This is a genomic window from Buchnera aphidicola (Mindarus keteleerifoliae), assembly GCF_039392895.1.
Classification (GTDB): Bacteria; Pseudomonadota; Gammaproteobacteria; order Enterobacterales; family Enterobacteriaceae; genus Buchnera_A; species Buchnera_A aphidicola_A.
In genome coordinates this window covers 388,347-400,916 of record NZ_CP135027.1, presented here as the reverse complement: position 1 = coordinate 400,916, position 12,570 = coordinate 388,347, and the positions used below count along the sequence as shown (strand labels likewise).

Here is a 12,570-nt window from a genome sequence, read left to right as displayed (position 1 = left end):
AAAATTTAAAATTGATAAAAGTACTGCTATTAAGAATGTTTAATATAATATTTATTTTTTTAAAGAAGGTAAAAGTAAATTTTTAGGAATTTTTACATGAATTGTTAAAATTTTTCTATTATCTATTGTAGATATTTTAAATTGATAATTATCGATACAAATTATTTTGTTTATTTTAGGTACATATCCTACTTTTTTTATAATTAGACCTCCAATAGTATCAACTTCTTTATCGAAAAAATTTGTATTAAATTTTTCATTAAATTCTTTAATTTGAGTTAATCCTTTGATTAAGAAGGTAAATTGGTTTATTTGTCTAATATTCATTTCTTTAACATTATCAAACTCATCTTCAATTTTTCCTACAATTAATTCTAGTATATCTTCGATTGTAATTAATCCTGACACAATTCCAAATTCATCTATAACTATAGCCATATGATTTCTTTTTAATTGAAATTCTTTTAACATTTTATCAAGGTGTTTACTTTCAGGTACAACAATAGGAGGTCTAAGAAATTTTTTTATGAAAAATAATTTTTTTTCTTTGTATATAAAGGATAATAAATCTTTGGCTATTAAAAAACCTTCAATATAATTTTTATCTTTACTCATAACAGGAAATCTAGAATGAGCAGATTTGATAATAATTTCTAAACATTTGTTCAAATTATAGTTTAAATTTAAAGTAATCATTTGAGTTCTAGGAATCATTATTTCTTTAACTGTTTTTTTTGTTATAAGTATTGCTCCTTCTAGCATATTTTTAGTAGTTTGATCAATTAATTCTTTTTCTTTCGATTCTTGTATTAACTTTAGTAATTCTTCTCTATTTTTTGGTTCATCATTAAAGATTTGATGTAATAAAATCGAAAAAAATCCTTTTTTATTATCTTTATTAATATTTTTTAAGAAGGAATCGTTCATAAAATTTTAGTATATCTCTTGCTTTTTTACAAAAAATTGTAATGTAAGTTACATATTGCTTATATATGGATTCTTAAATCCTAATTTATGCATTATTTTACATTCTAATGATTCCATTTTTTTTGTTTCTTGTCTATTAGTATGATCGTGTCCTAGTAGATGTAATATTCCGTGTATAAATATATGTGCCCAATGTTCCTTGATGTTTCTTTTTTGTTTTTTTGCTTCTATTGTCATTATTTCGCTGCAAATTATTAAATCTCCTAAAAGGATTTTACTATTATTTAAAGTAACATTATAAGGAAATGAGAGTATATTTGTTGGTTTTTTTATTTTTCTATAAATAAAATTTAATTTTTTTATTTCTAATGTATTAACAATTCTAATTGTTACGATTTTTTTTTTTAGAAGGAAACTGTCTTGCCCAATTTATAAATTCTATTTTTTTAGGACAAAATTGTTTTTTTTTAGTTATATTTTGCAAATTAATAATAATCATATTTTTTATAAAATAGTTTTTTATCTCGTATTAAATTTTTTAGTATTTTTTAGTAAACTAGATTAATTAACATAATTTATAAATATACCTCTAACAGAATTAATAAATGTATTTGTGATTTTTATTTTAACGAATTTTCCAATCATTGTAGATAATCCTTGAAAATAAGCAGTTCTGTTATTTTCTGTTTTTCCATATAATTCAGAAATGTTTTTTTTAGAAACTCCTTCAACTAAAATAATTTGAATGCTGTTCATCATTTTTTTCGTCCAATTTAATGCTTGTTTTCTTATTCTTTTTTGCAGTAGATCAAGTCTGATTTTTTTCTCAGAATAACTTGTTTCATTGTCTTTCATAATAGAGGCTGGTGTTCCTGGTCTTGGAGAATATATAAAACTAAAACTCATATCGAAATTAATTTCTTCAATTAATTTAATTGTTTTATAGAAGTCTTTTTTAGTTTCTCCAGGAAATCCTACTATAAAATCAGAACTAATTTGCATTTTAGGTCTAATTAAAAGTAATTCTGAAATTATTTTTTTATAATCCGATATAGTATGTCCTCTTTTCATTAATTTCAAAATTCGATTTGAGCCGCTTTGTACTGGTAAGTGAAGAAAATTAACCAATTTAGGTACTTTTTCATAAACGTTAATAATTTTTCTTGTAAATTCTACAGGATGGCTAGTTGTAAATCTAATTCTTTTTATTTCTTTAATTTCAGCTATCAGTTCAATTAATTCTGAAAAAGAACAAATACCTCCATACGCCGTTTCCCCTTTGTAAGCATTTACATTTTGCCCTAATAAATGAATTTCTTTGATTCCTTTTTTTGCTAAAGAAACGATTTCAAATAATACATCATCACATTTTCTACTAACTTCCACCCCTCTAGTGTAAGGTACAATACAAAAAGAACAATATTTATTACATCCTTCCATTATAGAGACATAAGAAGATAATTTTGACACTCTAGGTTCTAGTAACGAATCAAATTTTTCTTCTGTAGGAAAACTAATATCGATAAGAAAAGTTTTATTTTTTTGAATTTCATTTATCATATTAGGCAATCGATGTATAGTCTGAGTTCCAAAAATAATATCAACATAATTGGCTCTATTATAAATTTCTTTACCTTCTTGTGTTGCAACACAACCACCTACGGCAATGATTATTTTTGGATTTTTTTCCTTTATTTTTTTCCATCTTCCAAGTTGATGAAATAATTTTTCTTTTGCTTTTTCTCTAATAGAACACGTATTGAGAATCAATACATCTGCTTTAAAAGGAGTATCTGTTAAGCAATATTTTTTTTTATTTAATAAAAAAAGATTGGAAATTATAGATGAATCATATTCATTCATCTGACATCCCCAAGTTTTAATATGTATTTTTTTCATTTTGATTATACATTAAAAGTATTATGCACTTTAAAAATATTTACAGAAATGATATTTCATTATTAGTTATTTGTCTAATTTAGATTAGATATTTTCTATATTTTAAAAAAAATGTTTTTTTTATACTGCTATTGTTGCTTTGATTGAAGGATAAGGCTGATATCCTATAATTTTAAAATTGTTAAATTTATAAAGAAAAATGGATTTTGGCTTATTTTTTAGGATCAATTTGGGTAATTTTCTAGGTTTTCTAAGAATTTGTTGTTTAGCTAAAGAAACATGATTTTTGTATAAATGAACATCTCCTCCTGTCCAAAGTAAATTTCCTGGATATAGGTTACATTGTTGTGAAATCATATGTAAAAGTATAGAATAACTAGCAATATTAAAAGGTAACCCTATAAAAACATCACAAGAACGCTGATAAATCTGACAACTTAAAGTATTTTTCAAAACATAAAATTGAAATAAGGTATGACATGGAGGTAATGCCATTTTGTTAATATCTCCTACATTCCATGCAGAAACAATCATTCTACGAGAATTTGGGTTATTTTTAATTTCGTTTATTAAATTTTTTATTTGGTCTATTTTTTTCCCTTTTTTATCTTCCCAAGATCTCCATTGTTTTCCATATATAGGACCTAAATCCCCTTTTTTATTAGCCCATTTGTCCCAAATTGATACTTTTTTTTGATTTAAATACTTAATGTTAGTTTTACCTTTAAGAAACCATAGCAATTCATAAATTATTGATCTTGTATGACAACATTTTGTTGTAATTAATGGAAATCCGTTTTTTAAATTAATCTTTATGTTATATCCAAATATGGATAATGTTCCTATTCCTGTTCGATCATTTTTGCTTTTTCCAAATTTTAAAATATATTTTATTAAATTTAAGTAAAGTTTCATTTTTTTTGTTTACAATGTTTTTAAAAATATTGATATTTTTTATAAAAGTTTATATTAGTAAAAATTACTGTTCTTAATTTTTAATTATTTTTTTAAATTTTAATCTTTTTGAAATGTAAAGGTAAGTTTTTTAGTTTTTATAAAAAACTTTCTTTAAAATTTATAAATGTAATATAATGAAAATTATCATCTTTTAAATTTCTAATGCAATTAAATCTTGTATAGTTTGTCGTCTTCTAATTAAATGAAAAATGTTTTTTTTGAATAGAATTTCAGGTATTAAAGGACGACTGTTATAATTTGAAGACATAGAAGCACCGTATGCTCCCGTATTATGAAAAATTAAAAAATCACCTGGTGAAACTACAGGTAATAATCTTTTTTCAATATTTCCATTTTCAAATTGAGTAAATATATCACCAGATTCACATAGAGGTCCAGCAACTATTGTTTGAATTTTTTTTTGATAGTTAATGGGTTTTTTGGATCCGCTAAGTACTGATATACTATGATAACTTCCATACATAGCAGGACGGACTAAATCATTAAAACCAGCATTAACTAATACAAAATTATTATGTCCCATTTTTTTAACAGCTCTTACTTCAGTGATTAGAATGCCTGATTCTCCAACTAAAAATCTTCCAGGTTCAATTTCTAATTCAATATTAAGGTTTAAAAATTTAGATATAGTATTTCTTGCTTTATTCCACAAGAAATAATAATGTTCTACATTTATTGGTTTTTCTTTATTTCGATAAGGAATTGATAATCCTCCTCCAGCTGAAATGCTACTTATTTTTTGATTTAAGCTAATAGCATATTCAACCATGGCATTACAAACATTTTTTAAATGACTGTAATCAACTCCAGATCCTATATGCATATGTAACCCAACTAATTTTAAATTATATTTTTTTATTATTTTAATTGCTGTATTTGGATCCCAAATACCGTGTTTACTGTTTTCTCCTCCAGTATTTGTTTTTTTGCTGTGTCCATGTCCAAATTTAGGATTAATTCTTAACCAAACAGGGTGATTAGGAGAAATTTTTCCAAGCTGAATCAACATATCAATTGATCCAATATTAACAGGAATGTTTAATTTTTTAACAGTAGTTAATGTTGTTTTTTCAAAAATATCAGCAGTATAAATAATTTCATTATTTTTTGGTTTAAATCCAGCAAATAGAGCTCTATGTATTTCCCCTTCAGATACTGCATCAACTTTGACTTTGTTTTTTCGCATTAATTTAAGAATGTGGATATTAGAACAAGCTTTTTGAGCGAAACGAATAGTATCGAACTTTTTTAGTTTTCTAATTTTAGATTCAATAATTTCAGAATTATACACCCATAAGGGGGTATTATATAAATTTATAATTTTTTTTATTTTTTCTTTTTCAATATTTATAAAGAGATTATTTTTAAATTGAGACATATTTTTCCTCAGTTAATTTAATTGTGAACAAAATTTTAATTAAGAAATTAAAAATATTTTTTTACAAAATTATTTTTTTTCTGATATATTTTTTAATATAGGAAATAAAATTACATCTCGAATATTTTTTTGATTGGTTAATAACATTATTAAGCGGTCTATTCCAAGTCCTAGTCCAGCTGTTGGAGGTAAACCATATTCTAAAGCTTTAATATAATCTTCATCATAAAAAAAAATGTTTGATTTATCTATATTTTTTTTGTTTATTTGTTGTTTAAATCTTTTTTTTTGATCTATAGCATCATTAAGTTCAGAAAAACCGTTAGCTATTTCATAGCCTGCAATAAAAAATTCGAATCTTTCAGCAATGTTTTTATTAGAATTTTTTTTTCTTGCTAATAATGAAACTTCAATAGGATATTCTGTTATAAAAGTAGGTTGAATTATTTTTTTTTCTACAGTTTTTTCAAAAATTTCAATGATAAATTTCCCAATCATCCAGTCTTCTTTCATTTCTATATTTAACTTTTTTGAAATTTTTTTTATTGAAGAAAGTGATTCTAAATCTGAAGAATTAATATTAGGATTATATTTAAGAATTGCATTTTTAATACTAATTTTTTTATATGGTGTTTTGAAATTTATTTCATTTTTTCCATAAGTAATAATTTTTTTTTTGGATATTTTACAAACTAATTCTTTTATTAGTTGTTCAATGATGATCATCATCTCTTTATAAGTATCAAAACAAGAATATAATTCCATCATAGTAAATTCTGGACTGTGTCTATTAGAAATTCCTTCGTTCCGAAAATTTTTATTTATTTCGAAAATTCTGTTAAACCCCCCTACAATTAGTCTTTTTAAATATAGTTCTGGAGAAATTCTTAAGTACATATTCATGTTTAAAGTGTTGTGATGAGTTATAAAAGGACGGGCATCTGCTCCTCCAGGAATAGTTTGTATCATAGGGGTCTCTACTTCTAAGAATTTGTTTTTTTTCATAAAACTACGAATTTTACTTATAATGTTTGAACGAGTTTCAAAAATAGTAAAAATTTTTTTATTACTAATTAAATCTAAATATCTTTTTCTATAACGTGTTTCTTGATCTAGTAACCCATGGTATTTATTAGGAAAAGGACGTAATGATTTAGTTAATAATTCAATATCTTTGCAATAAATAGACAATTCTTTAGTTTTAGTTCTAAATAATATTCCCTTTACTCCTATGATATCACCTAGATCTAAATCTTTAAATTTATCAATGTATTTATTAGATAAAATTATTTGTTGTGTTATATATATTTGAATTTCCATATAACCTTGTTTAAGTACAATAAATGCTGCCTTGCCCATAAATCTTTGTCTGATAATTCTTCCAGCAACTTTAACAGCTACATTATTTTCTTTTAACTTTACGCTTTCTATATTATTATAATTTTCAATTATTTTTTTAACTGAAATAGTTGGTTTAAATTTATTAGGAAAATTAAACCCTTTAGAACATATAAAATCTAGCTTTTTTCTTCTAATTTTTTTTTGGTCAATTTTTGTTTTAGTTTCAGAAATATTTTTCTTTTCTTGATAATTCATTTTTTCCTCTATATACCAAGTTTTAAGCTACTTTCGATGAATTGATCTAATTCTCCATTTAGTACGTTCTGAATATTTCTTGTTTCTACTTTTGTTCTTAGATCTTTAATTCTAGAATCATCTAATATATAAGATCGTATTTGATTTCCCCACGCAATATTTGATTTATTTTTTTCAATATTTTTTTTATTTTTGTTTTTTCTTTTTAATTCTAATTGATAGAGTTTGCTTTTAATTTGTTTAAGAGCAATTTCTTTATTTTTATGTTGTGATCTGTTATTTTGACATTGAGTTGTAACTCCCGTAGGAATATGAGTAATTCTTACAGCAGATTCAGTTCTGTTAACATGTTGACCTCCTGCTCCTGAAGATCTATATACATCTATTCTTAAGTCAGAATTTTTTATTTCAATATTTGTTGATTCTTTAACTTCAGGATATACAAAAACTGAAACAAAAGAAGTATGTCTCTTACTTCCAGAATTAAAAGGACTTTTTCTCACTAATCTGTGAATCCCAGTTTCTGTTCTTAGCCATCCAAAAGCATAAGATCCTATAACACGAGCAGTGACTGATTTTATTCCTGAAATTTCACTTATAGATTCGTGAATAATTTCAACTTTAAATTTTTTCTGATCTAACCATTTTAGATACATTCTAAGCATTTTTTTCGCCCAATTTTGAGCATCTATTCCTCCAGAACCAGCTTGTATGTCAATATAACAATTATAACTATCTTCTAGCTTTGAAAAATAAAAATAAATTTCCATTTTTTTTATCATAATTTTTAATTCATTTAATATAGATAATAATTTTTCAAAATTTCTATTTTTTTTCTTTAGATTTAGTCTAAATTTTTTTTTAATGATTTCCATTGTAGTAACAATTTTATCAATTTTAAATAGATCCTTTTTTAAGATAGCTTTTTCTTTGTTTATTTTGTTAATTTTTTTTGGATTATTCCAGATTGTAGGATCGTTTAATTGTAAATCTATTTGTTTCATTAAATTTCTTTTTTTATCATAATCAAAGAATCCTCCTAAAATTATTTATTTTTTTTTCGCAGTTTTTAATTTGATTTTTAATCATAGTTATTTCGAACATAAAGATCCTATTTAAAAATATTTTCAGTTTTTGTAAAATTTTGGAAAAAATAATTTTTATTTATGTAACAAAAAGATTATTATATAATCATTGATTAACTTTTAAAAATATTTTTTATAAAAAATTGGTCATACTTTAGATGAAATTTGACATTGCTATTACAAAAAAAACAGATTTTTTTTATTATCAGACTTTAAAACCTAATTTAGTAATCTTAAATGATTGGAAAGTAGTGGTGGTAAAAGGAAAGGATTCTAAAAAATATTTACAAAGTAAATTGACTATAGATATGGATCAATTAAAGTTAAATAAGCATTATATTGCTGCTCATTGCTCGATTAATGGTAGGGTTATAGCGTTGTTAAGATTGTTTCAATTTAATGGAAAATATGGATATTTAATTAAGAAAAAAGCGATTAATTCTCAGGTTAAAGAATTGGTAAAATATTCTATTTTCTCAAAAGTATCGATTGATGTAAAAAGAAATTTAAAAATTATTGGTTTAATAGGTGAAAGTTCAGATGATTTTTTAAAGAATTTTTTTCTTAATATTCCAAATGAAGAAAACCCATTAGTTATTGAAAACGATATTATATTATTTTTAATAAATAATACTAAAAAAAGGTATTTGTTAATTTTTCCTCATAAAAAAAGAAATTTTTTATATCAAATATTAGTCAAAGATATAATCATCAAAGGTTTTGAATATTGGAATTTTTTAGATATAGAATTAGGGTTTCCTATAATAGAAAAAAATGTTCAAGAAAAATTTCTTCCGCAAGAATTAGGATTACAAAGAGTTTTTGCAATTAATTTTTTTAAAGGTTGTTATCAGGGACAAGAGGTTATTTCTAGAGCTTATTTTAAAAAAATAAAGAATAATTTTTTATGTTGGATGATTTCATTTAAAAAAAACATTTTGAAAAAAAATTTAAAAATAGAAGTAAAAGTTAAAAATAAATGGATTTCTATTGGAAAAATTATTTATTTCACTTCAATCGACAACAATTTTTTTTGGATTCAGGCTATTTTGAACAAAAAAATAGATAAAAACTATAAATTTCGAGTTTTTTTTAAAAAGTATGAAGAATTATTTTTAAAAAAAGTTTTTTATATTTAATAAGTATATTAAAAAAAATATGTATAACTCATGCATTTTCTGGCATAATAACTTATATATAACTTGTGTTAAAACATAAAGAAATATAACCAAATTTAATGTATACAGGTACCTTATTTATTATTTCAGCACCTAGTGGAACAGGAAAATCTACTTTGATGCAGCAAATTTTTAAAAAAAAAATTTTGAATAAAATAGCCGTTTCTGTTTCTCATACTACAAGATCAATGCGAAAGGGAGAAAAAGATGGAGAGCATTACTATTTTGTTTCAAAAAAAGAGTTTAAAAATATGATTAAAAAGAAATATTTTTTAGAGTATGCAAAAATTTTTAATAATTATTATGGCACCTCAAAATTAATAGTAAAAAAATTTTTATCGTTAGGATTTGATATTTTTTTGATTATTAATTGGGAAGGAGCTCAAAATATTCGAAAAAGAATTTCAAATTCGAAAAGTATTTTTTTGCTTCCTCCTTCTAAAAAAGAATTGCATAGAAGATTACAAAATAGAGGTCAAGATAGTGATCTTGTAATCAAAAAAAGAATGAAAAAAGCAGTTTCTGAAATTAGTCATTATCATGAATATGATTATATTGTTGTTAATAATAAATTAAAAACTGCTTTATTTGATTTAAGTAATATTATATTAGCAAATAGATTACGAACATCTTATCAAAAACAAAAGAAAAATAATTTAATTAAAAAGTTGTTAAATTGCTAAAAAAGTTTTTATCGAGTGTTTCTAAAAGCAGTTTTTCTAGAACTTTCTGTTAAATGTTTTTTTCTAATCCTGATAGATTTAGGAGTAATTTCTACTAATTCATCTTCATTTATGAATCCTATTGCATATTCTAAGGTTATGTTTAATGGCGGAATTAAAGTAATAGCTTCATCTGTTCCAGACGCTCTCATATTGGTTAATTTTTTCCCTGTTAAGCAATTTACTGTTAAGTCATTAGTTCTATTATGAATACCAATAACTTGTCCTTCATAAATTTTCTCTCCATGAGATATGAACAAGTTCCCTCTATCTTGTAAATTAAAGATCGAAAATCCAACAGCAGTTCCAGTTTTGTTCGATATCATTACTCCATTTCTTCGTTCTCCGATATTAGTTCCATGAGTAATGTCATAATGACTAAAAGAAGAATAAAAGATTCCTCTTCCTGAAGTAATATTCATAAAATTTGAACGAAAACCAATTAATGCTCTACTAGAAATAATATATTCTAAACGAATTCTTTCATTTTTTTCAGTCATCATATTTTTTAATTCGCCTTTTCTTTCTCCTATCATAGACATAACAGATCCTTGATGTTTTTTATCGATTTCTACAATTACTTGTTCTAATGGTTCATAAATTTTTTCTTTAATCTTTTTAAAAATTACTTTAGGTCTTGAAACTTCTAGTTCAAATCCTTCTCTTCTCATATTTTCTATTAATATAGATAAATGCAATTCTCCTCTTCCAGAAACAAAAAATACATTAGCATCATCTGTTTCTTTTACTTTTAGAGCAACATTATTAATTGCTTCTTTTTTTAATCTTTGAAAAATTTGACGAGCAGTAATAAATTTTCCTTCTTTTCCAGAAAATGGAGAAGTATTAACACAAAACATCATTTTTACTGTAGGATTTTCTATCTTTATACGAGGTAATGGTTTTAGGTGGTTTGGATCACATATTGTATCAGAAATGCTAATATCATTTAGTCCAGTTAATGCTACAATATCTCCAGAACTTGCAGACATAGTTTCTATTTTTTTTAATCCTATATAACTAAGCACCTTATTAATTTTTCCAGTTTTTACGGTGTTTTTCTTTATGACAGAAACTGTTTGATTAGGTCTAATAGTACCTTTTAGAATTCTTCCTATTCCAATAACCCCTAAATAATTGTTATATTCTAATTGTGAAATTTGCATTTGAAAAAAATCATTAGAATTATTTTTAGGAGCTGGTGCATATTTAACAATAGCTTCATAAAGCGGGTTCATATTTTTGTCCATTTTTTTATAATTAACCCCGGATGTACCAAACAATGCAGAAGTATAAATAATTGGAAAATCTAGTTGTTCATCTGTAGCATTTAATTCTACAAATAAATCGAAAATTTGATCAACAACCCAATCAGGTCTAGCATTTTTTCTATCAATTTTGTTTATGACTACTATAGGTTTAATTCTATTTTCAAAAGCTTTTTGTGTTACAAATCTGGTTTGAGGCATAGGTCCATCTAAAGCATCTACTACAAGTAGTACAGAATCTACCATAGATATAACTCTTTCTACTTCTCCTCCAAAATCTGCATGTCCGGGAGTATCAATAATATTTATTTTATATCCTTTCCAATTAATAGATATATTTTTAGCTAAGATGGTAATTCCTCTTTCTTTTTCTAAATCATTAGAATCTAAAATTCTATCTGTAGTTTCTTCATGATTTTGAAAAGTTCCAGATTGTTGTAGTAATTTGTCTATTAAAGTAGTTTTTCCATGATCAACATGAGCAATAATAGCTATATTTCTTATTTTTTTTTGCATTATTTTTTCCTTTTAGTTTTAAAAATTAAAATTATTAAATTTTTGTTTAAATAGACATCCGAATTTTTTATTTTTTTAAGCTATAAATAGTAAGATATTAATAAATAGAGATTAATAATTTTCAATTAAGAGAATTTAAAAAAAAAATAATAATAAAAATATTAATTTCATCATTATACATCTACACATAGATAAATTAATTAGTGATCTTTATCTATTAATTAAGATCGATGATAATATGCTTCCTGATATTAAAAAATTAAAAATAATTTTAAAGAATAGATAATTGAAGTCATTTATTATAAGGTTTTAAATATATCAATTCAATTGATAAAAATTTTTTTGTAAATTTTAAATGTTTTTCAAAAAGTTAAATTTTATTATTAAAAGGAGGAATTTTGAAAATTAAATTTGATTCAACATTTTTTTTAAAAAGTGTTTCAGATATTTCCCAATTAGACATTTTTAATGGAATTGAAGTAGCTTTTGTTGGAGCTACTAACTCTGGAAAATCTACAACTATTAACTGTATAGCAAATAAAAGAAAAATTTCTCGTACAAGTAAAATTCCAGGTCGAACACAATTAATAAATTTTTTCGAGGTTACTAATAATTTTCGTTTAGTAGATCTTCCAGGATATGGATTTTCAAAAGTATCAAAATTAATTAAAAGAAAAATAGAAATATTGATATTTAATTATTTAAACAGTAGAAAATGTTTAATAGGTTTGGTACTTATAATGGATATAAGAAATCCTTTAAAATCATCAGATTTAAAAATGATTTTGTTTGCAATTAAAAAAAATATTAAGATTTTAATCTTATTAAATAAATCTGATAAAGTTTCAATATCTTTTCAAAAAAAACAGTGTTTAATTATTAAGAATTATATTTTTTCTATTTCAAAATTTATTAAAATTTATATTTTTTCTTCCTTAAAAAAAAATGGAATTGATAATTTAAAAAAAGAACTGGAAAAATGGAACAAGTAATTTCATTAAATTAAATGTAATGAAATGAAGG

At 23.5% G+C, this 12,570-nt stretch carries 11 protein-coding genes; 3 read left to right on the top strand and 8 right to left on the bottom strand.

All coding sequences use genetic code 11. The annotated features are described in order from the left end of the window. Positions 1–51: 51 nt before the first annotated feature. The 7 genes from corC to prfB all read right to left on the bottom strand — a co-directional run bounded on the left by corC (position 52) and on the right by prfB (position 7,882). Positions 52–927 (bottom strand): CNNM family magnesium/cobalt transport protein CorC, encoded by an 876-nt coding sequence (corC, locus tag RJT62_RS01825; protein WP_343153419.1) that lies wholly within the window; start codon positions 925–927, stop codon positions 52–54. Between the two features lie 48 nt (positions 928–975). Continuing rightward, on the bottom strand, positions 976–1,272 hold the full coding sequence (gene ybeY / locus RJT62_RS01820; protein WP_343153966.1) for an rRNA maturation RNase YbeY: 297 nt from the start codon (positions 1,270–1,272) through the stop codon (positions 976–978). Between the two features lie 216 nt (positions 1,273–1,488). After that, entirely contained in the window at positions 1,489–2,826 is a 1,338-nt protein-coding gene (gene miaB, locus RJT62_RS01815; protein WP_343153417.1) for a tRNA (N6-isopentenyl adenosine(37)-C2)-methylthiotransferase MiaB, read from the bottom strand. A gap of 120 nt (positions 2,827–2,946) precedes the next feature. Then, positions 2,947–3,741, bottom strand: a complete 795-nt coding sequence (gene thyA / locus RJT62_RS01810) for a thymidylate synthase (RefSeq protein ID WP_343153415.1) — start codon at positions 3,739–3,741, stop codon at positions 2,947–2,949. 193 nt (positions 3,742–3,934) lie between these two features. Then, the gene (gene lysA / locus RJT62_RS01805) at positions 3,935–5,182 is read right to left on the bottom strand and encodes a diaminopimelate decarboxylase (RefSeq protein ID WP_343153414.1); all 1,248 of its coding nucleotides are present in this window, start codon (positions 5,180–5,182) and stop codon (positions 3,935–3,937) included. 69 nt (positions 5,183–5,251) lie between these two features. Then, a complete protein-coding gene (lysS, locus tag RJT62_RS01800; RefSeq protein WP_343153412.1) occupies positions 5,252–6,778 on the bottom strand; it encodes a lysine--tRNA ligase in 1,527 nt (508 codons plus the stop codon). Between the two features lie 8 nt (positions 6,779–6,786). Continuing rightward, a protein-coding gene (gene prfB / locus RJT62_RS01795; protein ID WP_343153410.1) for a peptide chain release factor 2 occupies positions 6,787–7,882 on the bottom strand; the annotation gives its coding sequence in 2 pieces (ribosomal slippage) (positions 6,787–7,824 and positions 7,826–7,882; 1,095 coding nt in all). Between the two features lie 139 nt (positions 7,883–8,021). Here prfB and ygfZ point away from each other — a divergent pair. Beyond that, positions 8,022–9,002, top strand: a complete 981-nt coding sequence (gene ygfZ, locus RJT62_RS01790) for a tRNA-modifying protein YgfZ (protein WP_343153408.1) — start codon at positions 8,022–8,024, stop codon at positions 9,000–9,002. A 98-nt stretch (positions 9,003–9,100) separates the two neighbouring features. Further along, the gene (gene gmk / locus RJT62_RS01785) at positions 9,101–9,724 is read left to right on the top strand and encodes a guanylate kinase (protein WP_343153406.1); all 624 of its coding nucleotides are present in this window, start codon (positions 9,101–9,103) and stop codon (positions 9,722–9,724) included. An 8-nt stretch (positions 9,725–9,732) separates the two neighbouring features. On the opposite strand, the gene typA is transcribed toward gmk, so the two are convergent. Further along, the gene (typA, locus tag RJT62_RS01780) at positions 9,733–11,547 is read right to left on the bottom strand and encodes a translational GTPase TypA (protein ID WP_343153404.1); all 1,815 of its coding nucleotides are present in this window, start codon (positions 11,545–11,547) and stop codon (positions 9,733–9,735) included. Between the two features lie 398 nt (positions 11,548–11,945). On the opposite strand from typA, the gene yihA reads away from it, so the two are divergent. Further along, positions 11,946–12,539, top strand: coding sequence for a ribosome biogenesis GTP-binding protein YihA/YsxC (yihA, locus tag RJT62_RS01775; RefSeq protein WP_343153402.1), 594 nt, complete (start codon positions 11,946–11,948; stop codon positions 12,537–12,539). Positions 12,540–12,570: the final 31 nt, after the last annotated feature.

Bases quoted from the DNA above. Each gene is read 5' to 3' on its own strand.
- ygfZ (WP_343153408.1), top strand. From the start codon at position 8,022: ATGAAATTTGACATTGCTATTACAAAAAAAACAGATTTTTTTTATTAT.
- lysA (WP_343153414.1), bottom strand. From the start codon at position 5,182: ATGTCTCAATTTAAAAATAATCTCTTTATAAATATTGAAAAAGAAAAA.
- gmk (WP_343153406.1), top strand. From the start codon at position 9,101: ATGTATACAGGTACCTTATTTATTATTTCAGCACCTAGTGGAACAGGA.
- typA (WP_343153404.1), bottom strand. From the start codon at position 11,547: ATGCAAAAAAAAATAAGAAATATAGCTATTATTGCTCATGTTGATCAT.
- corC (WP_343153419.1), bottom strand. From the start codon at position 927: ATGAACGATTCCTTCTTAAAAAATATTAATAAAGATAATAAAAAAGGA.
- lysS (WP_343153412.1), bottom strand. From the start codon at position 6,778: ATGAATTATCAAGAAAAGAAAAATATTTCTGAAACTAAAACAAAAATT.
- thyA (WP_343153415.1), bottom strand. From the start codon at position 3,741: ATGAAACTTTACTTAAATTTAATAAAATATATTTTAAAATTTGGAAAA.
- miaB (WP_343153417.1), bottom strand. From the start codon at position 2,826: ATGAAAAAAATACATATTAAAACTTGGGGATGTCAGATGAATGAATAT.